The sequence below is a fragment of the Luteimonas abyssi genome (assembly GCF_001482195.1).
In the GTDB taxonomy this organism is placed as follows: domain Bacteria; phylum Pseudomonadota; class Gammaproteobacteria; order Xanthomonadales; family Xanthomonadaceae; genus Luteimonas; species Luteimonas abyssi.
Genome location: NZ_KQ759763.1, coordinates 3,053,626 through 3,080,347, shown reverse-complemented (window position 1 = coordinate 3,080,347; position 26,722 = coordinate 3,053,626). Strand labels below are relative to the sequence as shown.

Below are 26,722 nucleotides of genomic sequence, written 5' to 3'. Positions count from 1 at the left end.
GCGCCGCGGAGGAGCGAATCGTCGATCCCGTCCGAGGTCGGGCGGCGCCGTGACCGTCGAGTGCGCGGCCTTCGAAGGTCTGATCTTCGACGACGTGGTCTTCGACGACGTGATCTTCGAGGCCCTGCCCCTCGAGCGTGCGCCTTCCGCGCGGGTGTCGTTTCCCCCGGGTCCCGGGGTCAGTCGGGCTCCGGGGTGTCGTCCGCGGTGTCGCCGGCGTCGCGGGTTGCCTCGCCGCCGCCGTCCATGTGCCGGGTGACCACCGGGGCCGCGGGCGGACGGCGCGGATCGGGCAGTTCGGCCACGGCCGCTTCGGCCTCGGCGACCAGTTGTTGCCGCCGGGCGTCGGGCACCTCCTGCCAGTGGCAGTCCAGCAAGGCGCCTTCCAGGGCGTAGAGCAGATTCAGGCTGGGTCGGAAGCCGGCGCGGCGCACGCGCATGTAGGCCTCCACCGGGCCGGCAGCCTCCAGGTCGGCACGGGTACGCAGGCCGACCTGGCGCAGCCACGCGGCCGATTTGGGGCCCACGTTGCGCAGTTTCGCGGCACTCATCGCAGCGCATCCTCGAAGATCCGCGCGATCGCTTCCAGGCCGGCCTGGTCGTCGGCGTCGAAGCGGGCGGGGCGGGGGCTGTCGAGATCGAAGACGCCGATCAGCGTGTCGCCGACGACGAGCGGGACGACCAGTTCCGAGCGCGAGGCGGCATCGCAGGCGATATGTCCGGGAAACGCATGCACATCGTCCACGCGCTGGGTGGTGCGGGTATGCGCTGCCGCGCCGCACACGCCGCGCTCGAGTGGGATGCGCACGCAGGCGGGCAGGCCCTGGAACGGGCCGACCACCAGTTCCCGGCCGTCGTAGAAATAGAAGCCGACCCAGTTGAGGTCGGGCAGCGCGTGGGCGACCAGCGCGGACAGGTTGGCGGCATTGGCGACGCGGTCGCGCTCGCCGTGCACCAGGGCCCGCGCCTGCGCCGCGAGCTGTGCGTACTGATCGGGCTTGTCGCCTGACAGGGGCTGGGATGTGAACATGCGTGCAGTGTAGCAACGCCTTCCCGTGCGGCCCGCGCCGGGTTTGGCCGACAATGCGCCGATGAATGCATCCATGTCGTCGGATTCCGCCATCCCCGGCACCCTGATGGTGACCGGCACCGACACCGGGGTCGGCAAGACCCTGGCGTCCTGTGCCCTGCTGCATGCGCTGCGTGCCGCGGGCCTGCGCGCCGGCGGGATGAAGCCGGTGGCCAGCGGTGCCGTGCACACGCACGACGGCTGGCGCAACGACGATGCGCTGGCGCTTCTGGCCGCCGGCGAGCCGGGTCTTTCCTATTCGGACATCAATCCCTACGCCTTGCCCGAGCCCACCGCGCCGCAGCTGGCGGCACGCGCGGCCGGGGTGACGGTCGCGCGGGAGGCGCTGCTGGCCGCGCATGGCCAGCTCCGATCGCGCTGCGACGTGGTCGTGATCGAGGGCGCCGGCGGGTGGCTGGCGCCGCTGGCCGACGGTCTCGAACACGCCGACCTCGCCCGTGCGCTGGACGTGGATGCCGTCGTGCTGGTGGTCGGTCTTCGCCTCGGCTGCCTCAATCATGCGCGCCTGAGCGCGCGCGCGATCGCCGCCGACGGCATGCGGCTGGCCGGCTGGATCGGCAGCACGCTGGACCCGGCGTTCGCGGATCAGCCCGGCTACGTCGAACTGGTCCGCGATGCCCTGCCGGCGCCCTGCCTCGGCGTTCTTCCCCACCGGCCGGAACCGCTGGCCTCGGAGGCGGCCGGCCACGTGCGGTTGCCGGCGGACTGGCGGCGTCTGCGCGGATAGGCCGAAACACTTTGACGGCGTAGGCGCTGTGGGCCACCGGCCGCGGCCGTGCCGTCCGAGCCCGGTGCCGCCACCACGGCGACGCCAGGCGGGAGGTGGTGGCGGCATTGCCGGCGTCTGGAATCGGGAAGCCGGTCACGCCGCAGGGCTGCCCGGAGGCGGAAAACGGCATCCAGGGCGATGTGCGCGCCCAGGCGGGGGTCATCGTCGTCGGTTTCCCGAAAACGCTGGTGACTTCCGGCACGCGACTGCTAGAATTTCAATCCTGTACTCATTGGTATAGCAATTGGCGGCACCGATGTGCGCCGCCTTCCCCCGTCCACGGAGCCGTTCCCCATGTCGATGCGTCCGCGCCTGCTTGCGCTTGCCGCTGTTGCCCTTGTGCTGTCCGCCTGCGGTGGCGAACAGGAGCAGCAGGCCCCGCCGCCCCCGGAAGTGGGGGTGATCACCGTGCAGCCGGCCACCGTGCCGCTGACCAAGGATCTCGTCGGGCGCCTGGGCGCATACCGTAGCGCCGACGTGCGCGCGCGGGTTCCGGGCGTGTTGCAGGAGCGCCTGTACCAGGAAGGCAGCGACGTGAACGAGGGCGACGTGCTGTTCCGGATCGACCCGGCGCCGTATCAGGCCGATCTGAGCGCTGCGCAGGCGTCGCTGTCGCAGGCGCAGGCCAACGCGGCCAATGCCCGTGCGGCCGCCGAACGCGCGCGTAGCCTCGCACCGCAGAACTTCATCTCGCGCGCCGATCTCGACAACGCTCTCGCCGCCGAGCGCAGCGCCACCGCTTCGGTGGAGTCCGCCCGGGCCGCGCTGCAGTCGTCGCAGATCAATCTCGGCTACGCCACGGTCCGCGCGCCGATCTCCGGACGCGCGAGCCAGCAGCAGGTCACCGAAGGCGCACTGGTGGGACAAGGCACGCCGACGTTGCTGACCACCGTCGACCAGATCGACCCGCTCTACGTGAACTTCTCCATGAGCGTGGGCGAGCTGCAGGAAATCCGTGGCGCCCAGCTCGAGCAGAGCGGGCCGGCCAGCGTCGAGGTGTTGCTGGGCGACGGCACGGTCTACGACCAGCCGGGCGAAATCGACTTCTCCGGCGACGTGGTCGATCCGTCCACCGGCGCGGTTTCGTTGCGCGCCACTCTGCCCAACCCGGACCGGCGTCTGCTGCCGGGTGCCTACGTGACCCTGAAGGCGACGCTCGGTGCCCAGCGCGGCCTGTATCTGGTGCCGCAGGCAGCGGTGCAGCGCGACCATTCGGGCGCCTACGTGATGGTGGTGGCCGATGGCGACGTGGTCGCGCGCCGCAACATCGTGACCGCCCGCGCGCAGGGCGGCCAGTGGGTGGTCAGCGAAGGCCTCTCGCCGGGCGAGCGGGTGATCGTGTCCGGCCTGCAGCGCGTGCAGCCGGATGCTCCGGCGGTTCCGGTGCCGTGGCAGCCGCCGCAGGCCGCGGGTCAGGCCGGGCAGGCCGACGGCGCCGCTGCGCCGCAGGCCGCTCCGGCCGAGGACGCCGCGCAGGACGCCGCACCGGATGCTTCCCCCCAGGCGACCCCCGCCGACTCGCAGGACTGACCGGTCATGCCCAAGTTTTTCATCAACCACCCGGTCTTCGCCTGGGTCGTCTCCATCCTGATCTCGTTGGCGGGCCTGATCGCCATGCTCAACATGGGCGTGGAGTCGTACCCGAACGTCGCGCCGCCGCAGGTCACGGTGTCGGCGACCTATCCGGGCGCCGATGCACAGACGACGGAGCAGGCGGTCACCCAGGTCATCGAGCAGCAGATGACCGGCCTGGATAACCTGCTCTACTTCAGCTCCGAATCCAATGCCAACGGCGGCAGCACCATCACGCTGACGTTCGAAACCGGCACCGACGCCGACATCGCGCAGGTGCAGGTGCAGAACGCCGTCTCGCTGGCGCAGCCGCGCCTGCCCACCGAGGTGACCCAGCAGGGCGTCGTGGTGGCCAAGGCGAATGCGGGCTTCCTGATGGTGGTCGCGCTGCGCTCCGAGAATCCCGACTTCGATCGCAACGCGCTCAACAACCTGGTCGGCTCGCGGATCATCGAGCAGGTCGCGCGCGTCCCCGGCGTCGGCAGTACCCAGCAGTTCGGTTCCGAGTACGCCATGAACATCTGGCTCAACCCGGAGCGCCTGCAGGGCTACGAGTTGTCCGCCTCCGAGGTGATCGCCGCGGTGCGCAGCCAGAACGTGCAGGCCGCGGCCGGCGCGATCGGCAGCGATCCCGCGCCCGACGGCCTGGGGTTCACGGCGACGGTGTCGGCCGAAGGCCGCTTCAGCTCGCCCGAGGAGTTCGGTGGGATCATCCTGCGTGCCGACAACGACGGCTCCACCGTGCGCCTGCGCGACGTGGCCCGCATCGACGAAGGCCCGGTCGGCTACGGGTTCGACACCCAGTACAACGGCGTGCCGATGGGTGCGTTCGCGGTGCAGCTGCTGCCGGGTGCCAACGCGCTCAGCGTGGCGCAGGCGGTCGGCGCGCGCATGGACGAGCTTTCGGCCAGCTTCCCCGAAGGGGTCGAGTGGTTCACGCCGTACGACAGCACCACCTTCGTGACCATCGCGATCCAGGAAGTCGTCGTGACCCTGCTCGAGGCGGTCGGCCTCGTGTTCCTGGTGATGCTGCTGTTCCTGCAGAACTTCCGCGCCACGATCATTCCGACCCTGGTGATTCCGATCGCGCTGCTGGGCACGTTCCTGGGCCTGTCGCTGATCGGCTATACGGTCAACCAGCTCACCCTGTTCGCGATGGTGCTGTCGATCGGCATCGTGGTCGACGACGCGATCATCGTGATCGAGAACGTCGAGCGCATCATGGCCGAGGAGCATCTGTCGCCGCATGCGGCCACGATCAAGGCGATGGAGCAGATCACCGGCGCGGTGGTGGCGATCACCGTGGTGCTCGCGGCGGTGTTCATTCCCAGCGCACTGCAGGGCGGCGCCTCGGGCGAGATCTACAGCCAGTTCGCGCTGACCATCGCGATCTCGATGGCGTTCTCGGCGTTCCTCGCGCTGGGCTTCACGCCGGCGCTGTGCGCGACCTTCCTCAAGCCGCACGCGCCGGCCGGTGAGAAGAAGCAGAACGTCGTCTACCGGACCTTCAACAAGTACTACGACAAGGTCAGCGACGTGTACGTCGGCCACATCGGCGGCGCGGTGCGTCACGCGCCACGCTGGATGGCGGTGTTCGCCGTGGTGGTGGTGATCACCGGCGTGCTGTACACGCGTCTGCCGTCGAGCTTCGTGCCCGACGAGGACCAGGGCTACGCGATGGCGATCGTGCAGCTGCCGCCGGGTTCGACGTTGCAGCGGACGCAGGCGGTGTTCGAGCAGGTTCGCGGCACGCTCGAACAGGTCGAGGGCTTCGAAGGCCTGTTGCAGGTGGCCGGTTTCAGCTTCATCGGCCAGGGCGAGAACGTCGGTATGGGCTTCATCCGCCTCAAGGACTGGGGCGATCGCGAGGGCACCGTGGACGACTTCGTGCAGCAGGCCAATGGGGCGCTGTACATGGGCGTCCCCGATGCGCAGATCTTCGTGGTGAATCTGCCGACCATCCAGGGCCTGGGCCAGTTCGGCGGCTTCGACATGTATCTGCAGGACCGTGGCGGCGCTGGCCGCGAGGCCTTGCAGGAGGCACGCAACCAGTTGCTGGGCCTGGCGGCGCAGCAGGGTGACGTGCTGCAGGGCGTGCGCCCCAATACGGTCGAAGACGCGCCGCAGTTGAAGCTGTCGCTCGATCGCGTGCAGGCGCAGTCGATGGGGTTGTCGGTGCAGGACATCTACAGCGCGATCCAGTTGATGCTGGCGCCGGTGTACGTCAACGACTACTTCTCCGACGGCCGCGTGAAGCGGGTCAACATGCGTGCCGATGCGGCCTACCGGACCGATGCCGGCTCGCTCGACCGGATCTACACCCCGTCGTCGCAGCCGACCGAGGACGGTTCGCGCGGGATGATTCCGTTGTCGAACGTGGTGCGGTCGGAGTGGATCACCAGTTCGCCGTCGCTGACCCGCTACAACGGCTATGCCGCAGTGAACATCGTCGGCAACGCCGCGCCCGGTCGCAGTTCCGGCGAGGCGATGCAGGCGATGGAGGACATCGTCGACAACGAGCTGCCCGACAGCTTCGGTTACGACTGGGCAGGCCTGTCCTACCAGGAGATCATCGCGGGCAACACGGCGACATTGTTGCTGGTGCTGTCGGTTGTGGTGGTGTTCCTGGCGTTGGCGGCACTCTACGAGAGCTGGTCGATCCCGGTCGCGGTCCTGCTGATCGTGCCGCTGGGCATCCTGGGCGCGGTGTTGTTCACGATGTTGCGCGGCGGCCTGTCCAACGACATCTTCTTCAAGATCGGCATGGTCACGGTCATGGGCCTGGCGGCGAAGAACGCGATCCTGATCGTGGAGTTCGCGGTGCAGCAGCTGGTCGAGGGCAAGAAGCTCGCCGAGGCGGTCATCGAGGCGGCGCGGCTGCGCTTCCGCCCGATCCTGATGACCTCGTTCGCGTTCATCATGGGCGTGACCCCGATGGCGCTGTCGTCGGGTGCCGGCGCCAATGCCCGTCATGCGCTGGCGACCGGCGTGATCGGCGGCATGCTCGCGGCGACGTTCCTCGGCCTGTTGATGATCCCGGTGTTCTTCATCATCGTGCGTCGGGTGCTGGGCGACAAACTGGACGAGCCGTCGCAGGCCGTGCAGGCGCAGCACCACGCGCAGAATGGCCAGCCGCAGGAAAGCTGATCGCCATCCGGAAATGATCGAAAACGCCCCCGGTGACGGGGGCGTTTTTTTTTACCTGGATCGTCGACTGCGACGGGATCTTCGCTGCGAGGGTCTGTCGTCCACGCCAGGGTCCGTCCGTCGAGACGCAAGGGCGCGACGCGCGACATCGATGCGCGTCACTGTTCACCGCGGTTCCCGAGACCGGGCGAACGACATGTCTCGGTCGCGGCCGATCGGATGCCACGCGGGTTGCAGCATCGGGCAGGTTTTATGTCGGATCGGAACTATGCCGTCGCATCCGTCGCCCCCATGCTCGGCGGCTCTTCGGCAGCGCGCCGCCCCGCGAACGCGGTGTCCGCGCGCCCTTTCCCTGGAGCCCATCGCCATGCGTATCGCGAAGCACGCCGCCCCGACCGGCAGTACGTCATCCCTCGACCCGAGGCTTCATGCCCCGCCGTCTGCCGGGGGGCTGCCCGATAAGGCGCTGCGCTGGAGCGCGCGCGTGCTGGTGGGCGTGAGCTGGATCAGCGGGGCCATTTTCGCCCTCTACATCATCGGATTCTTCGGTGGCGCGGCACTGGGGGGAGCTGGCGAACGCTGGAACGAATCGTTGCCCGGCCTTTACGACATGGCCGCGCCGTTGGCGACGCTGGCCATCGGCGCGCACTTCGCCGCCGGCGGCGTGCTGCTCCTGCTCGGTCCGGTCCAGCTGATCACCCGTGTCCGCCAGACCGTCCCCGGACTGCATCGCGGGCTGGGACGGACCTACGTCCTGTCGGCCGGCCTGGCGGGTCTGGGCGGCCTGGTGTTCATCGCGGGCAGCGGCACGATCGGCGGCTGGGTCATGGACGTCGGATTCGGGCTGTACGGTGTGCTGATGGTGCTGTGCGCGGCGATGGCCTATCGGCATGCGCGGGCCCGCCGCTACGTGCTGCACCGGGCCTGGGCGATCCGGCTGTTCGCGCTGACGATCGGCTCATGGCTCTACCGGATGGAGTACGGCACGTGGTTCATGCTCACCGGTGGGCTGGGCGTCGGTGCGGGGTTCAGCGGCGTGTTCGATGCGGTGATGGCGTTCTTCTTCTACGTCCCCAACCTCGTGCTCGCGGAGCTGTTCATCCGGGCGCGCGGCCAGGCGGGGGGCGCTGCGCTGCGCCTGGGAACCGCGGGGCTGCTGGCGATCGCGAGTGCGCTGGTGATCCTGGTGACGTGGAATTTCAGCGCGGCCAATTGGGGGCCGCGGATGTTCAGTGGAATGCTCGAGGCCCTGCGGTAGGCAATAAAAAACCCGGCCGCTGGGCGGCCGGGTTCGGTGACGCGGTGGAGACGGGCGTTCGCCCGCCTTCCAAGGTCCGACGCGGTCAGGCGGCCTTGGCGGCCTTGCTGGCCTGCTTCACGGTCGTCTCGGCAGCCGCCTGCGCCTGCGCGGTGGCCGACTCGAGCTGGCCCTTGGTCAGCTGGCCGATGGCCTCGTGGGTCTTGACCGTGCGGGCGAAGGCTTCCTGGCCGGCACCGATGGTGCGCTCGGCGTTCTCGCGCGCGATCTGCACGCCCTTGGGCAGCAGCGTCTTGAAGGCTTCCGGGTCGCGGGCTTCGGCCAGTTCGGAGAAGTAGGCGAAGGTGGCGCTGGCGTTCTTCTCCAGCGTGCTCAGATTGAGGCCGAAGATCGTCTCGAAATTGTTCAGCGCCAGCTGGTTGACCTGCGCCGCCGTATCCGCGAACTGCCGGGTCGTGGCGGTGAACTGCTCGTTGAAGTTGTACATGGCGAAATCCTGCGGTTGGCCGGCAGGGATTGCCGGGTTTGTGCGGTGCAGCATAAGCGCTCCATTGTTGCGTTGCAACATTGGCTGGCCATGCGATGCAGGAGGGACTCACCTTTCGAATCAACGGGTTGCCGGGACGCCTTCCTGAACAGGTGGCCTGATCGCGGAGAATTCAGTGCGATCCGGCCCCTCGTAGACCCTCTGCGCAGCCGCGAAAGCGGGGTCGCTGCCCAGCGCGGTCCGTGCTCGGAACGCGCTCAGCCACCGCGATAGCGGCAGCCCGAGGTGCAGGTCTCGTGCACCACGATTTCGCTCAGTTGCGGCAGGCGTGGCTTGAGACGCTCCCAGATCCAGACCGCGAGACGCTCGCTTGTGGGGTTCTCGAGCCCTTCGATCTCGTTGAGATAGTGGTGGTCGAGACGCTCGTAGAGCGGCTTGAACGCCGCCTTGATATCGCCGAAGTCCATCACCCAGCCGGTGTCGGCACCGGGTTCGCCGCTCACATGCACTTCGATCCGGAAGGAGTGCCCATGCAGGCGCGCGCACTTGTGGCCTTCGGGAACGTTGGGCAGGCGGTGTGCCGCCTCGAGGGTGAAGACCTTGAAGATGTCCATGGGGCCGTGCCGGACGCGGGGCGGCAAGGATACCGCAGCGCAGCGGGCGGTTCCCGCGCGTACAAGGTCGTGCGTTGTCGAGGATTCCGGCAGCGCGGCGGTGCCGGCGTTAAAATCGGACGCTTCACGAATGCGCGATCGGCCGCGCCGGCACACACCGATGCGGTGTCTGCGGCCCGCGGGCCGCGGTCGCGCACCAGGCCCGCCAACGGAGTCCGTCGCCAGCCCATGAACACCGACCATCGCAAGCCGCTGCCCGGCACCGACCTCCACTACTACGATGCGCGCGAGGCCGTCGAGGCGATCCGTCCCGGCGCCTGGGACTCGCTGCCGTACACCGCACGCGTGCATGCCGAGAACCTCGTGCGCTGCGCCGATCCGTCGCGCCTCGCCGATTACCTGGCCCAGTTCGTCGAACGTCGGCGCGACCTCGACTTTCCGTGGTGGCCGGTGCGCGTGGTCTGTCACGACATCCTCGGCCAGACCGCGCTGGTGGACCTGGCCGGCCTGCGCGATGCGATCGCCGACCAGGGCGGCGACCCGGCGCAGGTGAATCCGGTGGTGCCGGTCCAGCTGATCGTCGACCACTCGCTGGCGGTGGAGTGCGGCGGCTACGACCCGCAGGCGTTCGAGAAGAACCGTGCCATCGAGGACCGCCGCAACGCCGACCGCTTCGACTTCATCGAATGGACCCGGCATGCGTTCCGCAACGTGGAAGTCATCCCGCCGGGCAACGGGATCATGCACCAGATCAACCTGGAGAAGATGTCGCCGGTGGTGTACGTGCGCGACGGCGTCGCCTTCCCCGATACCTGCGTCGGCACCGACAGCCACACCCCGCACGTGGATGCGCTGGGCGTGATCGCGATCGGCGTCGGCGGGCTCGAGGCCGAGAACGTCATGCTCGGCCGGGCCTCGTGGATGCGCCTGCCCGACATCGTCGGCGTGGAACTCACCGGCCGTCCCGCGCCGGGCATCACCGCCACCGACGTGGTGCTGGCGCTCACCGAGTTTCTGCGCGCCGAGCGCGTGGTCGGCGCCTATCTCGAGTTCTACGGCGAGGGCGCGGCGGCGCTGACGATCGGCGACCGCGCCACCATTTCCAACATGTGCCCGGAGTACGGCGCGACCGCGGCGATGTTCTACATCGACGACCAGACCCTGGACTACCTGCGCCTGACCGGCCGCGAGGACGCCCAGGTCGCGCTGGTGGAGACATACGCCAAGGCGGCCGGACTGTGGGCGGACGATCTCGCCGGCGCGCACTACGAGCGCGTGCTCACCTTCGACCTGTCGAGCGTGGTGCGCAACATGGCCGGCCCGTCCAACCCGCACCGTCGCCTGCCGACCTCGGCGCTGGCCGAGCGCGGCATCGCCGGCAATCTCGACCACGCCCGTGCCGAGGAAGCCGACGGCCGCATGCCCGACGGCGCGGTGGTCATCGCCGCGATCACCAGCTGCACCAACACCTCCAACCCGCGCAACGTCATCGCCGCCGGCCTGCTGGCGCGCAACGCCAATGCGCGTGGCCTGCTGCGCAAGCCGTGGGTGAAGTCCTCGCTGGCGCCCGGCTCGAAGGCGGTCGAGCTGTACCTGCGCGAGAGCGGCCTGCTGCCGGAACTGGAGCAGCTGGGCTTCGGCGTGGTGGCGTTCGCCTGCACCACCTGCAACGGCATGAGCGGCGCGCTGGATCCGAAGATCCAGCAGGAGATCGTCGACCGCGACCTGTACGCGACCGCGGTGCTGTCGGGCAACCGCAACTTCGACGGCCGCATCCATCCCTACGCCAAGCAGGCGTTCCTGGCCTCGCCGCCGCTGGTGATCGCCTACGCGATCGCCGGCACCGTGCGCTTCGACATCGAGAAGGACGTGCTGGGGACCGATGCCGACGGCCGGCCGGTGACCCTGAAGGACATCTGGCCCGACGACGCCGAGATCGACGCGGTGGTCAAGGCGAGCGTCAAGCCCGAGCATTTCCGCCAGGTCTACGGGCCGATGTTCGAGCTGCAGGTCGACAGCGGGCCGACCGTCGAGCCGTTGTACGACTGGCGTCCGAAGAGCACCTACATCCGCCGCCCGCCGTACTGGGAAGGCGCGCTGGCCGGTGCGCGCACGCTGACCGGCATGCGGCCGCTGGCGGTGCTGGGCGACAACATCACCACCGACCATCTGTCGCCGTCCAACGCGATCATGGCCGACAGCGCGGCCGGTGAGTACCTGGCCTCGATGGACGTGCCGGAGGAGGACTTCAACTCCTACGCCACCCACCGTGGCGACCACCTGACCGCACAGCGCGCCACCTTCGCCAACCCGAAGCTGATCAACGAGATGGCCGTGGTCGACGGTACGGTGAAGCAGGGCTCGCTGGCGCGCCTGGAACCGGAAGGCGAAGTGATGCGCATGTGGGAGGTCATCGAGACCTACATGACCCGCAAGCAGCCGCTGATCATCGTGGCCGGCGCCGACTACGGCCAGGGCAGCTCGCGCGACTGGGCCGCCAAGGGCGTGCGCCTGGCGGGCGTGGAGGCGATCGTGGCCGAGGGCTTCGAGCGCATCCACCGCACCAACCTGATCGGCATGGGCGTGCTGCCGCTGGAGTTCGAAGCCGGCACCACCCGCCTGACCCTGGGGCTGGACGGCACCGAGACCTACGACGTGGTCGGCGCGCGCACCCCGCGCGCCACGCTGACCCTGGTGGTGCGCCGCCGGGACGGGACGACGGCCGAGGTGCCGGTGATCTGTCGGCTGGACACCGCCGAGGAAGTGTCGATCTACGAGGCCGGCGGCGTGCTGCAACGGTTCGCGCAGGATTTCCTCGCGTCGTCGAAAGCGGCCTGAGTCGTTCGTCGCAGAGGCACATCCACCGATCAGGAGTTTCACGATGGCCCGGACCGACGCCCCCGACACCGCCGCCGTGACCGGTACCCCGCCCGGTACCGGCACCGTCCACCTGCACCGTGTGCTGCGCGCGCCGCCATCGCGGGTCTACCGTGCCTTCACCGACGCGGCCGCCCTGGTGAAGTGGCTGCCGCCGCACGGCTTCACCGGCACGATGCACGAATTCGATGCCCGGGTCGGCGGCGGCTACCGGATGTCGTTCACCAATCTGGGCACCGGGGGCGGCCATTCGTTCCGGGTCACCTACCTGGAGCTGGTGCCGGACGAACGCATCGTCCACACCGACGCCTTCGACAGCGCCGGGCTGCCGGGCGAGATGCGGGTGACGGTCACGTTCGCCGCGAGCGTCGCCGGCACCGAACTGCGCATCGAGCAGGCCGGCATTCCCGAGGCCATCCCGATCGACTTCTGCTATCAGGGCTGGCAGGACTCGTTGGCGCTGCTGGCGCAGCTGGTGGAGCCGGAGATTCCCGACGGCGCCTGAGGGTCGTCTTCATCGCCCGCACGGCACGCGTCACCCCACGGGCAGGCATCGTTGATCCGACGTCCGCTCTTTTCCCTTCAACCTGTCAGTGGTGCCAATGAGCCATTCTCCGCAGATCCGCATCCCCGCCACCTACATGCGCGGCGGCACGTCGAAAGGCGTGTTCTTCCGGCGCGACGATCTGCCCGAGCGCGCACGCGTGGCGGGGCCTGCGCGCGATGCTTTGTTGATGCGGGTGATCGGCTCGCCGGACCCGTACGGAAAGCACACCGACGGCATGGGTGGGGCGACCTCGTCGACCAGCAAGTGCGTGATCGTGTCGCCGGCGTCGGTGCCGGACCACGATGTCGACTACCTCTACGGCCAGGTGTCGATCGACACCGCCTTCGTCGACTGGAGCGGCAACTGCGGCAACCTCAGCACGGCGGTGGGGCCGTTCGCGATCGCGGCGGGACTGATCGATCCGGCAAGGCTGCCGCGCGACGGCGTGTTCCCGGTGCGGGTGTGGCAGGCCAATATCGGCAAGACCATCGTCGTGCACGTGCCCATCGCCGACGGCCAGGTGCAGGAGACCGGCGATTTCGAGCTCGACGGGGTGACGTTCCCGGCAGCGGAGATCGTGCTGGAGTTCCTCGACCCCGCCGACGAGGGCGAGGACGGCGGTGCCTTGTTCCCGACCGGCAACGTCGTCGACACCCTGGACGTGTCGGGCGTCGGCCGCCTGCAGGCGACGATGATCAATGCCGGCATTCCCACGGTGTTCGTCGATGCGGCGGCCATCGGCTACACCGGCAGCGAATTGCAGGAGGCCATCAACGGCGATGCGCAGGCCCTGGCCCGCTTCGAGGCGATCCGTGCGCACGGTGCCGTACGCATGGGGCTGATCGCCGACGTCGCGGACGCGGCCACCCGCCAGCACACGCCGAAGGTGGCGTTCGTGGCACCGGCCGAGACTTATGTGGCATCGAGCGGCCGACTGGTGGCGGCCGAGGCCATCGACCTGCGCGTGCGCGCGCTGTCCATGGGCAAGCTGCACCACGCGATGATGGGCACCGCGGCGGTCGCCATCGCGACGGCGGCCTCGGTGCCGGGCACGCTGGTGAACCAGGCCGCCGGTGGGGGCGCACGCAATGCGGTGCGGTTCGGGCATCCGTCCGGCACCTTGCAGGTCGGCGCGGAGGCCGTGCAGGCCGACGGGCGCTGGCAGGTGACCAAGGCGGTCATGAGCCGCAGCGCGCGCATCCTGATGGAGGGCGCGGTGCGCGTGCCGGGCGACGCGTTCTGACCGCTCGGTCGACCTTCCTCCATGAGTGGGAGAAGGTGCCTCGCAGAGCGGATCAAGGCTGCACTTCTCCCTCCTCCCGTCTACGGGAGAAGGGGCCCCGCAGGGGCGGATGAGGGCCGCGCTTCGAGCGATGCCCCCCCGACCCTCACTCCGGGCCCTCCCGCATGCGGGAGGGCCGGCACATCCTCCCTTAAAGCATCGATTTCGCGACTTCGAACTCGTCGCGGTCCAGCCGGCCATCGCCATCCGCATCCGACATCTCGAAGTGCGGCAGCAGCGGATGGTCCGCCGGCAGCTCGTCGCGCGCGATGGCGCCGTCGCCATTGGTGTCGAGGCGGTCGAAGTCGAGTTCGGCGGTGGCGGTGCCGTGATCGTGCGCATGGCCGGCGTGCTGACCGTGGCCGGCGTGCGCGCCGTGGTTGGCATGGTCGTGCTGCTGGGCGAGCGCCGGTGCGATGGCGAGGGCGAGCAGGGCGGTGGCGAACATTGTCTTGCGCATTGTCGAATCTCCAGTAGTCGATCGGGAGTACATCAGAACCAGACCCGCACGCCGGCCACCACGCGGGTATCGCGTGTGTGACCGCCGGCGGTCTCGGCGTAATCGGCCGTACGGCCGAAATTGCGTTCGTGGACCAGACCCACGTAAGGCGCGAAGCGACGGCTGAACTCGTAGCGCAGGCGCAGCCCGGCTTCGAGCTTGCCCAGGCCGGAGCCGATGCCTTCCTGCGGCTCGTCCTCCAGCGACACGGTCGCCTCCACCAGCGGCTGCAGGATCAGCCTGTTGGTGAAGCGGATGTCGTACTCCGCTTCCGCCTTGAGTTGCACCTGGCCGCCGCTGCCGACATAGGCCGTGGCGGACACCTCGAACATGTGCGGCGCCAACCCCTGGACACCGAAGGCGCCCCAGGTGCGGCCGCGCGGCCGGAAATCCTGGCGGACGCCGCCGACCAGGTCCCACCAGGCGGTCACGCTGCGGCCGTAGAGCACTTCCAGGTCGGAGGATTCGGTGCGGCCGCCGCTGCGCTCGCCTTCGCTGCGCAACCAGAGCCGATGGATGTCGCCGCCGATCCAGGCCGTGGCTTCCCAGGCCTGTCCGGTGCCGTGGTCGGCATCCCAGGCTTCCAGGCGGTCGAACAGCACCATGGTGGTGATGGGTGAGGCGTGTTCCATCGCGTGATGGGCGAGTTCGGGGAAGGCCGCGGCGTGGTCGGCCTCGGTCAAGGCCGGGATCGGCGTGAGCGGCTGATCCGATGCGGCCCCGTGGCGGCCGTGGGCGCCACGTCCCGCATGCCCCTGGTGCGCGGACGAGGGCGCATGGCCGGCATGCTCCGTCTGCCGTCCGTGCTCCGCGTGGCCAGCATGACCGTCATGGTCGTGGTGGCCGCTCGGCTCGGCGTGTGTCGTCGGGTGGGCGTGCCCGCCGTGCCCGTCGTGCGGGTCCTGGCCGGGCTGCCCGCTGTCGCGGCCCCCCAAGGCCTGCCCCTGGTGGTCGGCATGGCGTGCGTGCCCTGCATGGTCCGTATGCCCGTCCGCTCCGCGAGCCTGTCCGTGCTGTCCGTGCTGTCCGTGCTCGCCGTGGGCATCGTGCGCCTGGTGCCGTGTGTTCGGGACGGAATCGGCATGCGCCGCGTGAGCGTCCGGCTTTGGCCGCGCGTCGTCGTGTTCGTGGGCATGCGGTGCGGCGTGTCCGGGTCCGTGCGCATGCGCGGCCGTCGGTGCGGGCGGCGTCGTGCGCGCCGGTGCATGGCCGGCGTGTTCGTGGCCTGCCTGCTGCGCCCAGACCGACATCGGCAGGAGCGCGGACAGCGCCAGGGCGAGCGGGGCGCGGGTGCGCAAGCGCGACGTGCGGGTGCTGATCGTGGGCATGTTCATGCGTCGATCCTCACTTCGCGCATCATGCCCGCTTCCATGTGATACAGCAGGTGGCAGTGGAACGCCCAGCGCCCGAGCGCGTCGGCGCGCACACGGAAGCTGCGGCGGCTGCCGGGGGCCACGTCGACGGTGTGCTTGCGGACCATGAAGTTGCCGTCGGCATCCTCCAGGTCGCTCCATACGCCGTGCAGGTGGATCGGGTGGGTCATCATCGTGTCGTTGACCAGCACGATGCGCATGCGCTCGCCGTAGTTGAGCCGGAGCGGCTCCGCACTGGCGAAGGGAATGCCATCGAACGACCAGGCGAATTTCTCCATGTGGCCGGTGAGGTGCAGCTCCACCGTGCGGCCGGGATCGCGGCCGTCCTCGTCGGGGGCGATGCTGGCGAGGTCGGCGTAGGTCAGCACGCGGCGGCCGTTGTCGCGCAGGCCGATGCCCGGGTCGTCCAGACGCGGCGTGGGCGTCATCGTCTGCATGTCGACGAGTGGATTGCGAGTCTCGCTGGCCGGGTGTGCCTGCATGCCGCCCGACTCGGCGCCGTGGCCCGACATTGCGGCGTGGTCGTGCTCGCCACCCGCCATGGCATGGCCGGAATGACCGGTGTGTGCGTCACCCGTATCGTTCGAGGCATGCGACGCATGGTCACCGGTCGATGCCGCTGAAGCGCGATGTCCTGCGTGCGCGTCGTGACCGCTGCCGTGCATCGCGTGATCGCCATGGGCGCCGTGCCCGCCGTGCCCCATGTCGTCCATGGTCAGCAGCGGGCGCGGGTCGACCGCCGGGATCGATGCTTCCAGACCGCCCTGCACGGCGAGAGTGCCGCGCGCGTACCCTGTGCGGCCCATGTCCTGGGCGAAGATGGTGTAGGCGTCCTGGCCCGAGGGCTCGACGATCACGTCGTAGGTTTCCGCGGCGCCGATGCGGAATTCGTCGACGGTCACCGGATGCACCGGCAGGCCGTCGGCGGCGACCACGGTCATCTTCAGACCGGGAATACGCACGTCGAAGTAGGTCATCGCGCCGGCGTTGATGAAACGCAGCAGCACCTTCTCGCCGGAGCGGAACAGGCCGGTCCAGTTCGCCGCGGGCGTGGTGCCGTTCATCAGGTAGGTATAGGTGTGCGCATTGACGTCCGACAGGTCGGTGGGCGTCATCCGCATCTGTCCCCAGGCGCGGCGGTCGGCGACGGTGGCGGCCCAGCCCTGCGTACGCACGTCGCGGATGAAATCGCCCACGGTCGGCTTGTAGTAATTGTCGTACTCGGCGTACTTCTTGAGGCGACGGAACAGCCGGTCCGGATCCATGTCGGTCCAGTCCGACAGCAGCACGACATGCTCTCGATCCCAGCGATAGGGCAGCGGTTCGGCCGGATCGACGATGATCGCGCCGTACAGCCCGGCCTGCTCCTGGAACAGCGAATGGCTGTGATACCAGTAGCTGCCGGACTGGCCCAGCCGGAAGCGGTAGAGATAGCTCTCGCCCGGGTGGATGCCGTCGAAACTCAGGCCCGGCACGCCGTCCATGTTGGCCGGCAGGATGATGCCGTGCCAGTGGATCGAGGTCATCGCATCGGGCAGGTGGTTGGACACGCGCAGGGTGACGGTGTCGCCCTGGCGCCAGCGCAGGATCGGTGCCGGCAGGCTGCCGTTGACGGTGATCGCCGGGCGGGTGCGGCCGGTGAAGTTGACCGGCGAGGTGCCGATGGCGAGGTCGAACTCGGTGCCGCTCAGCACCTGCGGGCCGGTGCGTGCATCGGCCGAGGCGGCATGGGCCGGCAGGCGCCAGCCGGCGGTACCGAGGGCGAGGCCGCCCAGGGCCAGCCCCTGGACGAAGCGGCGGCGCGACAGCGTCGCGGGCGCCTCCGGGAAGGGGGGCGGGGAATGGTCGTGCATGGTGAACTCCTGACGCCGTCACGGGCGCGTGGCCACGACGGTCGTATCGCGTCGTCGAGATTCGGACTGCGGTCGGCGTGCGCCGCGCGCAGGCGTGAAGCGGCCGCGTGCGCGGCCGGGGGCGTCAGGCGATAGGAGGCCGCAACGGCGGATAGGCGGCGTCGGCGGCGGGCGCGGCGGCCCGGTCGACCGGCAGTACGGTCCGCGGCACGGGGGGCGGGCCGGCTAGACCGGTCGCCAGCATGGCCTGGCATTGCTGCAGGCAGATCTCGAGGCAGAGCTTCAGACACTCGGCGTCGCCGGTGCCGGCCGCACCCTCCGCGGCATGGGCCGCGTGGGCGGCGGCGGGCGCGTCGGCCGCCGCGGTCTGGCCGGCCGTGTGCGGGCAGTCGGCGGCGGGCGTGTCGGAGGCCGGACCGGTGCGATGCGTGGCCGTCACCGGCACGCCGCCGGCCCAGGCCGCCAGTGCCACATGCGTCGATGCCACGGCCGACCCGATGCCGTTGAGCAGCAGGATGGCGCACAGCAACAGACGGGGCAGCAGCGGTCGCACGAAGTGAAAGCCGGGTCGGAGCGGAAGCCGAAGCATACGCCAAAGGCGCCGGCACGTCGGACCCGGGGGCTGAGCCGGTTCAGCGGCTGGCGCCCACGTCCCGGTGGGGGGAGGCGCGTGGCCGTCGGCTTCAGCGGCCGACGCGGGCCGCGCCGACCGAAGATGCGCCGTAGCGGCGGTGGAAGACCCGCCACATCAGCGCGCCCCAGCCGATGCCGCCCAGCGGGAACAGCACCAGTGAGAGGAGCAGGGTCGGCAGCGGCGCCGCATCGTTGAACAGTGTCATCAGCAGCGTGTAGAGCACCGCCGTCGTCAGGCCCCAGGCCAGGACGCCGCGCACCAGGATGAACCGGGTGCGGCCCATGCGCTGCATGTCGGCCCAGCGCTTGCGATCGTTCTCGTCGTGCCTGGCCATCTTGATCCTCCCTGGTGAGAGTGCCTACGTGCAGCGGTCAGCGGTCCAGGCGCACCACCGAGATCGCGACGACCGCGATGCCGAGTGCCAGCAGGCCCCCGGCATAGGCGCGCGCGCGGGGGATCGATACCTGCTCCTGTGTGCTGCGGCTCTTCGGCCCGCCGCTGTGGTGCACGGTCATCGCGCTGGGCTTGAAGAGCATGCCGGCGCCGGCCATCGCCAGCAGCAGGCCGATCAGCAGCCCCATCCGGTTCACGTGTCGAGGTGGTTTCGCCAAGGGTCGTCGTCCGGTCGCGCAGTCGTGGGGCCGAGGCCCTTGCGATGCAGAATACGCGCGCGGCCGGACGCCTGCCGTCCGGGCCGCGGTCGCGCAGTGCCGTCGCGGGCGCCGGTGCGCCCGCGACGGCGGCGATCAACCGCTGCGCCTGGCGTTCTTGCGCTCGCGCATCGCGGCCTCGTCGTCGAGCCAGTTCGCGCCCTTGTTGGTCAGGAAGAACGCATAGACCACCAGGGAGATACCGATCATCACCGTCGCGTAGACCACGAACGTCACCACCTGGTCCGCGCCCAGCGCGGCCTGGTAGAACAGCGGCGCGGTGCCGCCGAAGGCGGAGTTGGCGAGCGCGTAGCCCAGGCCCACGCCGAGCGCGCGGATGTGGGTGGGGAACAGCTCCGCCTTCACCACCGCGTTGATCGAGGTGTAGCCGGTGAGGATCACGAAGCCGATGGTGAGGATCGCGAACGCCGGCAGCCAGTGGGTCTGCTGCGGCAGCCACAGCACCAGGAACCAGGTGTACAGCACGCCGCCGATGCCGAAGAACACCAGCAGGGTCTTGCGCCCGACGATGTCCGACAGCCAGCCGCCGACCGGCTGCATCAGCATCAGCAGGGTCAGCGCGGCCAGATTGATGATGGTGCCCGCCATCACGTCGTTGGCGGCGAACGCGGTCTGGATCATCTTCGGCCCGTTGACCGAGTACGTGTAGAACGCGACGGTGCCGCCGGCGGTCACCAGGAAGCACAGCAGCAGCGGCTTCCACTGGTGCACGAACAGCTCGTACAGCGAGCCGGTCGAGCGCGCGCCGCCCTTCTTGGCCTCGGCGATGGCGTCGGATTCCAGCGATTCGTCCATCGTGCGGCGCAGCCAGAACACCACGATCGCGCCGATGCCGCCGATGCCGAAGGCGACGCGCCAGCCCCAGTCCGAGATCTGCGTGGCGTCGATGGTCAGCAGCATCACCAGCAGCGTGGCCTGCGCCAGCACGTGGCCGCCGACCAGGGTCACGTAGTGGAACGACGACAGGAACCCGCGCCGGCCGGGAATCGCGGCCTCCGACATGTAGGTCGCGCTGGTGCCGTATTCGCCACCGGTGGCGAAGCCCTGCAGCAGTCGCGCCAGCAGCAGGATGATCGGCGCGGCGATGCCGATCGTGGACACGGTCGGGGTGATCGCGATGACGAACGAGCACGCCGCCATCAGCGACACCGAGATCGTCAGCGCCAGCCGGCGCCCGTAGCGGTCGGCGAAGCGGCCGAAGTACCACGCGCCGATCGGCCGCATCAGGAAGGTCATCGCGAAGATCGCCCACACGTACATCGTGGCGTTCTTGTCGTCGGGCGAGAAGAACTGGGATTCGAAGTAGACGGCGAACACCGAGTAGACGTAGACGTCGTACCACTCGACCAGGTTGCCGGCCGAGCCTTTCAGGGTGTTGGAGACCGACCGGCGCAGGCTGGCCGGCCGCGCCGCGCTGGGCGCGGCGGGAGCGGTGGGGGTCGAAGCACTCATGTGGGGGAGCGGCCTTCGTGGGGTGGTGGACGGCGAGTATAGGTCCGCCCCGGGCGCGCGTCGTGGCCGGCACCGCCCAGGTGTGACCGGTCCCGCACCGTCGGCCGTCGGCGTGCGGGGGAGCGCCGGAAGTCGCGCCCCTGCCTGCAATGCGCGGAGTGTGCGGAGACGGGCGGAAGGCCGGACCGGATGCGGCGACGCGCCCGCCGAAGCCCACACTCACCCTCTTTCGTTCCGACTATCCCCTCACGTGGGCGAAGAGCCTCATGTTTGCAGGGTCGGGCTGCGTCGGCCGGGCCGTCAGGCCGGCCCGGCCTCCGCACCGCCGCGCTGAAGCGGGTCGGGCAGCGGTTCGCCTTCGTCGACGAACGACAGCGCGACCGAGTTGAGGCAATGCCGCTCGTGGGTCGGCGGCGGGCCGTCGGGGAACACGTGGCCCAGGTGGCTGCCGCAGCGCGCGCACACTTCCTCGACCCGGATCATGCCGTGGCTGGTGTCGCGGATCAGTTCGATGTGGGCGGCTTCGTACGGGGCGAAGAAGCTCGGCCAGCCGGTGCCGGAATCGAACTTGGTGCTCGAACGGAACAGCGGCAGCCCGCACAGCCGGCAGCAGTACGTGCCCTCGCGCTTGTTGTCGAGGAACACCCCGCAGAAGGGGGCCTCGGTGCCGTGCTGCAGCAGCACGCGGCGTTCGTCGGGGGTCAGGTCCGCCACCAGGGCGTCGCGTTGCTCGGGGCTCGGCGGGCTGAGATCGAATCGAGGCATGGCGGGGGACATGGCGGGCTCCACGGTTGAGGGCAGGCTTCCCGTTACATGGCGGCAGCTGCCTGTCCCCGCAAGGGTTGCGGCAGTGCGCGCGGGGCGCCTGTTCCCGCGCAGGCTGCCCGGCGTCGCGCGCATGGGGGGCAATCGCATTGGGGCCTTCGCTGCCCATCGGCGCCGAAGTCGGGTCCAGACCGTCTGCGTCGGGGCCGCGCCGGGCGTCCGGGGGCTCGACGATGAGCTACCTCGCCGGCGACGCGCGTCCAGCCGCACCGGCGAGTCGTCGGCGGACAGCGGCCGCGAACCCGGCGCCGCGGCGCGGGTCGATGCCGAGATAGAGGTCGGGCTCGATCAGCTCCGCCTCCATCAGCAGCCAGCGCCCGTGGCGGTCCGGAACGACATCGATACGGGCGTACAGCAGTGGGGCATCGATGGCCGCCAGGGTCGCCTGTGCCAGGGCCATGGCGCCCGCGGGGGGCGCATCCAGGAGCGTGTATCGCCCGCCATGGTCGTCCTGGACGCGGAAATCGCCCGGAGCCGGCCGCTTGTTGACCGCGTGGCTGAGGACGCCATCGAAGAACAGCAACGAGGTTTCGCCGTGACTGGTGATCGTCGGCAGGTAGGGCTGGATGAGGACCTCGCCGTCGTCCTCCTGCACCGGTTCCGGGCTCATCCGGGCCAGATCGGCGCGCGCGAGCCGGCGTGTGTTCCATGCGCCACCGGAGACCGAGGGTTTGACGATCAGTTCGTCCGCGCCGGTGTCGGCGAGCACGCGCTCCAATTGCGCGCGTGTGACCTGCCGGGTCCACGTGCTGTGCGGTATCGCCACGCCGCGCGCCGCGAGTTCGCCGAGATAGCGCTTGTCGGAGTTCCACGCGAGGGTGTCGGCCGGGTTGTAGACGGACAGTCCGGCGCGTCGCCACGTGCGGCAGGCGCGCAGCCAGCGGGCATGGTCCAGGTGGTAGGCCCACGACAGCAGCGGCAACACGCAGGCGAACGCGCGCAGGCCGTCGGCATCGCGCTCGTGTGCCGTCCACGGCGTCGGCACGGCATCGATGCCCTCGGCCGACAGGATGGCCTGCAGGCGCGCCAGCGCCGCGCGCCAGGTCGCGTGGTCGCCTTCGGCGTTCGGATCCGGGGTCAGGATGGCGACGCGGGTCATGCGTCGATCGCCCCGGCATGACGTGGGGTGGACTGACCGGTCGTGCCTTCATCCGCGAGTGCCAGCCCCATGACGATGTCGTCGTAGCCCGTGCCGCCGACATCGAATGTCCGGGTCCCCAGCGGGACGAAGCCGTGGCGCGCGTAGAAGCCGATGGCCGTCTGGTTGTGTGCATAGACGCCGAGCAGCAGGCGCCGCGCGCCCGCGTCGATGGCATGCTGCCGTGCGATGGCGAGCAGGCGCTGGCCGAGTCCGCCGCCCTGGCATTTTCCGAGCAGATAGATGCGTTTGAGTTCGAGGTCGCCTTCGAGCAGGGGCACCGGTAACTGCGCCGGTCCTGCCACCATGAAGCCGACGGGTGCGTCATCGGGTTGCTGCCCCACGAGCCACACGCCGTAGTCGGGATCGTCGAGCCAGCGACGGTAGAGAGGCGCCGCGTGTGCCTGCATGCAATGGGTCACGAGGTCGCGGCCGCCGAGGATGCCGGCGAACGTTTCCAGGAACGTCGCCTGACCCACGAGGGACAAGGCGTCTTCGTCGCCAGCGGTGCAGCGTTTGATCCGGATGTGGTGCCCGTCCGTCATGTCTCGATGCTCCATCGTGCGTGCCGGGCCGATGCGTTCACGGTCGGTCAGCGGTGCAGTGATGCGCCATTCTGGAGCGGACAGGTGCCCTTCGCGATTGCTGGAGACGATGCCTCCCGTCGGTCGCCCCGTCTGGCCGCACCGTCAGGTCGTCGCCACCTGCAGCGAGACGCACTTCGCGCCGTCGTCCAGCCACTGGCTGCCGATTTCACGAAAGCCGAAACGGTCGTGGAACCGCCGCGACGGCTCGTTCGGCGGCACCACGTTGTACTCGCAGGCCACCACCGGTATGCCCTGCGACCGGGCCCGGTCGAACAGGTCCTCGTACAGCCGCGTGCCCAGACGCAACCCTTGGTGGGCGGCGCCGACGACGATCCTGTCGACATACAGGAACTGCGCCAGGCGGCTGGCGAACCAGTCGAAGTTCGGGTTGACGTAGCCGCAGCCGTGCCGCATCGCCAGCAGGAAAGCGGCCACCTCGCCGTCGACGACAGCGACCTTGTGATGGCAGGCGAGCGCATCGAGCTGATGCAGCCGCGCCTCGTCCATCGTGCTGGTGTGCCGCACTTCGGACGCATTGAGCGCGACGATCGCGGCGAAATCCTGCGCGTCGGCATCTCGAAGGGTGACGTTCTTCATGGGGGCCTCGTCGGGACTGCGGCGTGCGGCACCGTGCCGCCGGCACCGCCGCATTGTCGCCGCGCGCGTCCGCTCACGCCATCGGCAGCTTCAGTCCCTGCTCGCGCGCGCAGTCCCTGGCGATGTCGTAACCGGCATCGGCGTGCCGCATCACGCCGGTGGCCGGGTCGTTCCACAGCACGCGGGCGATACGGCGGTCGGCGTCTTCGCTGCCGTCGCACACGATCACCACGCCGGAATGCTGCGAGTAGCCCATGCCGACGCCGCCGCCATGGTGCAGCGACACCCAGGTGGCGCCGCCGGCGACGTTGAGCATGGCGTTGAGCAGCGGCCAGTCGCTGACCGCGTCCGAGCCGTCGGCCATGGCCTCGGTCTCGCGGTTGGGCGAGGCGACCGAACCGGAGTCGAGGTGATCGCGCCCGATCACGACCGGCGCCTTCAGCTCGCCGGTGCGCACCATCTCGTTGAAGGCGAGGCCGAGCTTGTGGCGCAGGCCGAGGCCGACCCAGCAGATGCGCGCCGGCAGGCCCTGGAACGCGATGCGCTCGGCGGCCATGTCGAGCCAGCGGTGCAGGTGCGGGTCGTCGGGGATCAGTTCCTTGACCTTGGCGTCGGTCTTCGCGATGTCCTCCGGGTCGCCGGACAGCGCCACCCAGCGGAACGGGCCGATGCCGCGGCAGAACAGCGGGCGCACGTAGGCGGGCACGAAGCCGGGGAAGTCGAAGGCGTTCGCCAGCCCCTCGTCCTGGGCCATCTGGCGGATGTTGTTGCCGTAGTCCACGGTGGGGATGCCCTGCGCGTGGAAGGCCAGCATCGCCTCGACGTGCACGCGCATCGACCGCTTGGCCGCATCGCGTACCGCGTCGGGGTCCGCCTGCTGCGCCTCCAGCCACCGTTCGACGCTCCAGCCGATCGGCAGATAGCCGTGCACGGGGTCGTGGGCGCTGGTCTGGTCGGTGACGCAGTCCGGGCGCACGCCGCGCTTCACCAGTGCCGGCAGCACCTCGGCGGCGTTGCCGAGCAACGCGATGGACTTCGCTTCGCCGGCCGCGGTGTAGCGTTCGATGCGCGCCAGGGCGTCGTCGAGATCGGTGGCCTGCTCGTCGACGTAGCGGGTCTTGATGCGGAAGTCGATGCGGCTCTGCTGGCATTCGACGGTCAGCGAGCACGCGCCGGCCAGGCTCGCGGCCAGCGGCTGCGCGCCGCCCATGCCGCCCAGGCCCGCGGTGAGGATCCACTTGCCGGTGAGGTCGCCGCCGTAGTGCTGGCGGCCCATCTCGACGAAGGTCTCGTACGTGCCCTGGACGATGCCCTGGCTGCCGATGTAGATCCACGAGCCGGCGGTCATCTGCCCGTACATCATCAGGCCCTTGCGATCGAGCTCGTTGAAGTGTTCCCAGGTGGCCCAGTGCGGCACCAGGTTGGAGTTGGCGATCAGGACGCGCGGGGCGTCGGGGTGCGAGGGGAACACGCCGACCGGCTTGCCGGACTGCACCAGCAGGGTCTCGTCGTCGCCGAGGGTCTTCAGGGTCTCGAGGATCGCGTCGTAGCAGGCCCAGTCGCGTGCGGCGCGGCCGATGCCGCCGTAGACCACCAGGTCCTCCGGACGCTCGGCCACCTCGGGGTCGAGGTTGTTCTGCAGCATGCGGTAGGGCGCCTCGGTCAGCCACGAGCGGCAGGCGAGATCGGTGCCGCGGGGCGCGCGGATGCGGCGGCTGGGGTCGTGTCGGGTCATCGGAATGTCCTTGGGAGTTCGGAAAGAGCGTGCGGCTGCATCACCGGACGCGGCCGGCACGCCCCGGCGTGCCGGCGGGCGCATGCCCGGTCGCGTGTCAGTCGTCGAGGCCGGGCAGGGCGAGACCGGCGGCGGCGACCAGTCCACCGCCGGTGACCAAGGCGGTCGCGGCCTGCAGGTCCGGATGGATGTAACGGTCCTCGTCCATGGTCGGTACGTCCTGGCGCAGCCGCGCGCGTGCGGCTTCGAGCCCCGGGCTGGACTGCAACGGCGTGTGGAAGTCGCAGCCCTGCGCCGCCGCCAGCAGTTCGATGCCGATCACGTGGGCGGCGTTGTCGGCCATGCGCTGCAGGCGACGCGCACCGTGCGCGGCCATCGACACATGGTCCTCCTGGTTGGCCGAGGTCGGGATGGAATCCACGCTGGCCGGATACGCGCGCTGCTTGTTCTCCGACACCAGCGCCGCGGCGGTCACCTGCGGAATCATGAAGCCGGAGTTGAGGCCGGGTGTCGGCACCAGGAATGCCGGCAGCCCGGACAAGGCGGGATCGACCAGCATCGCGGTGCGGCGCTCGGACAGCGAACCGATCTCGCACACGGCCATCGCCAGCATGTCGGCGGCGAAGGCGACCGGCTCGGCGTGGAAGTTGCCGCCCGACAGCGCCTCGCCGGTGTCGGTGAACACCAGGGGGTTGTCGGAGACGCCATTGGCTTCGTCGTGCAAGGTGTCGGCCGCCTGGCGCATCAGATCGAGCGCAGCGCCCATCACCTGCGGCTGGCAGCGCAGGCAGTAGGGATCCTGCACCCGCTCGTCGTGTTCCAGATGCGAGGCGCGGATCGACGACCCCTGCATCAGCGTGCGCAGTGCCGCGGCGACTTCCTGCTGGCCGCGATGGCGGCGCAGTGCGTGGATGCGTGGGTCGAAGGGGGTGTCGGCGCCGCGCGCCGCCTCGGTGGACAGCGCCCCGGTGACCAGCGCGGCGCGGAACACGTCCTCGATCGCGAACAGCCCGGCCAGTGCGCACGCGGTGGAGAACTGGGTGCCGTTGAGCAGGGCCAGGCCTTCCTTGGCGGCGAGTTCGAGCGGTGCCAGTCCTGCTGCGCGCAGCGCTTCGGCGGCGGTCATGCGGGTGCCGGCGTGAAACGCATCGCCCACGCCGATCATCGTCGCGGCCATGTGCGACAGCGGCGCCAGGTCGCCCGATGCGCCCACCGAACCCTGTTCCGGGACGACCGGCAACACATCGCGCTGGAGCATCGCCTCCAGCAGCGCCAGCGTGCCCGGTCGCACGCCGGAGGCGCCCTGGGCCAGGCTGGCGAGCTTCAGCGCGAGCATCAACCGCACGATGGGCAGGGGCAGGGGCTCGCCGACGCCGGCCGCGTGCGACAGCACGATGTTGCGCTGGAGCCTGGCCAGATCCACCGCCTCGATCCGCACGCTGGCGAGTTTGCCGAACCCGGTGTTGATGCCGTAGACGGGTGCGCCGCGCGCGACGATGGCGTCCACCGTCTCCGCGCTGCGGCGTACCGCCTCGGCCGTGGCCGGGTCGAGCGAGACGGTGACGCCGGCCAGGATGGCGCGCCATTGGGCCAGCGGCACTCGGCCGGGGCGGAGGGTGGTGGATGCGTCCAAGTCGTGCCCCGAGGCGGATGGGATATGTCTATACAATATTGCCGTAACCTGTCATCGTCCAGAGCCCCCGACGGCCGGTGTC

At 69.8% G+C, this 26,722-nt stretch carries 24 protein-coding genes; 7 read left to right on the top strand and 17 right to left on the bottom strand.

The features are described 5' to 3' along the window. Positions 1 to 179: 179 nt before the first annotated feature. Together RG19_RS13340 and RG19_RS13335 are read right to left on the bottom strand one after the other, a co-directional pair. Positions 180 to 551 (bottom strand): TfoX/Sxy family protein, encoded by a 372-nt coding sequence (locus RG19_RS13340; RefSeq protein ID WP_058835691.1) that lies wholly within the window; start codon positions 549 to 551, stop codon positions 180 to 182. After that, positions 548 to 1,030: a GAF domain-containing protein gene (locus RG19_RS13335; RefSeq protein WP_058836617.1), complete on the bottom strand. Its 483-nt coding sequence runs from the start codon at positions 1,028 to 1,030 to the stop codon at positions 548 to 550. The genes RG19_RS13340 and RG19_RS13335 overlap by 4 nt, the downstream gene beginning before the upstream one ends. Positions 1,031 to 1,103: 73 nt before the next feature. Here RG19_RS13335 and bioD point away from each other — a divergent pair, with 73 nt between their 5' ends. From bioD to RG19_RS13315, 4 genes are all read left to right on the top strand, one after another. Then, positions 1,104 to 1,817 carry a dethiobiotin synthase gene (bioD, locus tag RG19_RS13330; protein WP_058835690.1) on the top strand — a complete coding sequence of 238 codons (714 nt, stop codon included), beginning with the start codon at positions 1,104 to 1,106 and terminating at the stop codon, positions 1,815 to 1,817. A gap of 336 nt (positions 1,818 to 2,153) precedes the next feature. Further along, complete coding sequence (locus RG19_RS13325) at positions 2,154 to 3,389, top strand: efflux RND transporter periplasmic adaptor subunit (RefSeq protein ID WP_058835689.1); 1,236 nt, start codon at positions 2,154 to 2,156, stop codon at positions 3,387 to 3,389. 6 nt (positions 3,390 to 3,395) lie between these two features. Then, entirely contained in the window at positions 3,396 to 6,578 is a 3,183-nt protein-coding gene (locus RG19_RS13320) for a multidrug efflux RND transporter permease subunit (RefSeq protein ID WP_058835688.1), read from the top strand. Between the two features lie 367 nt (positions 6,579 to 6,945). Continuing rightward, the gene (locus tag RG19_RS13315; protein WP_082672671.1) at positions 6,946 to 7,836 is read left to right on the top strand and encodes a DUF2306 domain-containing protein; all 891 of its coding nucleotides are present in this window, start codon (positions 6,946 to 6,948) and stop codon (positions 7,834 to 7,836) included. A gap of 85 nt (positions 7,837 to 7,921) precedes the next feature. Here RG19_RS13315 and RG19_RS13310 read toward each other — a convergent pair whose 3' ends face one another. Both RG19_RS13310 and queD read right to left on the bottom strand, forming a co-directional pair. Continuing rightward, positions 7,922 to 8,323 carry a phasin family protein gene (locus RG19_RS13310; protein ID WP_058835687.1) on the bottom strand — a complete coding sequence of 134 codons (402 nt, stop codon included), beginning with the start codon at positions 8,321 to 8,323 and terminating at the stop codon, positions 7,922 to 7,924. 257 nt (positions 8,324 to 8,580) lie between these two features. Next, entirely contained in the window at positions 8,581 to 8,937 is a 357-nt protein-coding gene (gene queD, locus RG19_RS13305) for a 6-carboxytetrahydropterin synthase QueD (protein WP_058835686.1), read from the bottom strand. Between the two features lie 228 nt (positions 8,938 to 9,165). Between queD and acnD the strand changes: the two genes are divergently transcribed. The 3 genes from acnD (at position 9,166) to prpF (ending at position 13,604) form a co-directional block, all read left to right on the top strand. Continuing rightward, the gene (gene acnD / locus RG19_RS13300; protein WP_058835685.1) at positions 9,166 to 11,775 is read left to right on the top strand and encodes a Fe/S-dependent 2-methylisocitrate dehydratase AcnD; all 2,610 of its coding nucleotides are present in this window, start codon (positions 9,166 to 9,168) and stop codon (positions 11,773 to 11,775) included. Between the two features lie 43 nt (positions 11,776 to 11,818). Further along, positions 11,819 to 12,319 carry an SRPBCC family protein gene (locus tag RG19_RS13295; RefSeq protein ID WP_058835684.1) on the top strand — a complete coding sequence of 167 codons (501 nt, stop codon included), beginning with the start codon at positions 11,819 to 11,821 and terminating at the stop codon, positions 12,317 to 12,319. 97 nt (positions 12,320 to 12,416) lie between these two features. Beyond that, on the top strand, positions 12,417 to 13,604 hold the full coding sequence (gene prpF / locus RG19_RS13290) for a 2-methylaconitate cis-trans isomerase PrpF (protein WP_058835683.1): 1,188 nt from the start codon (positions 12,417 to 12,419) through the stop codon (positions 13,602 to 13,604). 190 nt (positions 13,605 to 13,794) lie between these two features. Here prpF and RG19_RS13285 read toward each other — a convergent pair whose 3' ends face one another. The 13 genes from RG19_RS13285 to hutH form a co-directional block, all read right to left on the bottom strand. Beyond that, on the bottom strand, positions 13,795 to 14,103 hold the full coding sequence (locus RG19_RS13285; protein ID WP_162267079.1) for an EH domain-containing protein: 309 nt from the start codon (positions 14,101 to 14,103) through the stop codon (positions 13,795 to 13,797). 32 nt (positions 14,104 to 14,135) lie between these two features. Then, on the bottom strand, positions 14,136 to 15,077 hold the full coding sequence (locus RG19_RS18300; RefSeq protein WP_425599730.1) for a copper resistance protein B: 942 nt from the start codon (positions 15,075 to 15,077) through the stop codon (positions 14,136 to 14,138). A 395-nt stretch (positions 15,078 to 15,472) separates the two neighbouring features. Further along, positions 15,473 to 17,368: a copper resistance system multicopper oxidase gene (locus RG19_RS13275; protein WP_058835680.1), complete on the bottom strand. Its 1,896-nt coding sequence runs from the start codon at positions 17,366 to 17,368 to the stop codon at positions 15,473 to 15,475. Between the two features lie 124 nt (positions 17,369 to 17,492). Further along, a complete protein-coding gene (locus tag RG19_RS13270) occupies positions 17,493 to 17,921 on the bottom strand; it encodes a CopL family metal-binding regulatory protein (RefSeq protein ID WP_162267078.1) in 429 nt (142 codons plus the stop codon). Positions 17,922 to 18,051: 130 nt separating this feature from the next. After that, positions 18,052 to 18,336, bottom strand: a complete 285-nt coding sequence (locus RG19_RS13265; RefSeq protein WP_058835678.1) for a hypothetical protein — start codon at positions 18,334 to 18,336, stop codon at positions 18,052 to 18,054. 37 nt (positions 18,337 to 18,373) lie between these two features. After that, a complete protein-coding gene (locus RG19_RS13260) occupies positions 18,374 to 18,583 on the bottom strand; it encodes a hypothetical protein (protein ID WP_058835677.1) in 210 nt (69 codons plus the stop codon). 165 nt (positions 18,584 to 18,748) lie between these two features. Beyond that, a complete protein-coding gene (locus tag RG19_RS13255; RefSeq protein WP_058835676.1) occupies positions 18,749 to 20,125 on the bottom strand; it encodes an MFS transporter in 1,377 nt (458 codons plus the stop codon). 300 nt (positions 20,126 to 20,425) lie between these two features. Further along, on the bottom strand, positions 20,426 to 20,890 hold the full coding sequence (gene msrB / locus RG19_RS13250; protein ID WP_058835675.1) for a peptide-methionine (R)-S-oxide reductase MsrB: 465 nt from the start codon (positions 20,888 to 20,890) through the stop codon (positions 20,426 to 20,428). Between the two features lie 238 nt (positions 20,891 to 21,128). Next, a complete protein-coding gene (locus tag RG19_RS13245) occupies positions 21,129 to 22,049 on the bottom strand; it encodes an ATP-grasp domain-containing protein (RefSeq protein ID WP_058835674.1) in 921 nt (306 codons plus the stop codon). Then, positions 22,046 to 22,633: a GNAT family N-acetyltransferase gene (locus tag RG19_RS13240; RefSeq protein ID WP_058835673.1), complete on the bottom strand. Its 588-nt coding sequence runs from the start codon at positions 22,631 to 22,633 to the stop codon at positions 22,046 to 22,048. The genes RG19_RS13245 and RG19_RS13240 overlap by 4 nt, the downstream gene beginning before the upstream one ends. A 144-nt stretch (positions 22,634 to 22,777) precedes the next feature. Next, positions 22,778 to 23,272: a GNAT family N-acetyltransferase gene (locus tag RG19_RS13235; protein WP_058835672.1), complete on the bottom strand. Its 495-nt coding sequence runs from the start codon at positions 23,270 to 23,272 to the stop codon at positions 22,778 to 22,780. 73 nt (positions 23,273 to 23,345) lie between these two features. Further along, complete coding sequence (hutU, locus tag RG19_RS13230; protein ID WP_058835671.1) at positions 23,346 to 25,007, bottom strand: urocanate hydratase; 1,662 nt, start codon at positions 25,005 to 25,007, stop codon at positions 23,346 to 23,348. A gap of 97 nt (positions 25,008 to 25,104) precedes the next feature. Further along, positions 25,105 to 26,640 (bottom strand): histidine ammonia-lyase, encoded by a 1,536-nt coding sequence (gene hutH / locus RG19_RS13225; protein ID WP_058835670.1) that lies wholly within the window; start codon positions 26,638 to 26,640, stop codon positions 25,105 to 25,107. Positions 26,641 to 26,722 lie beyond the last annotated feature (82 nt).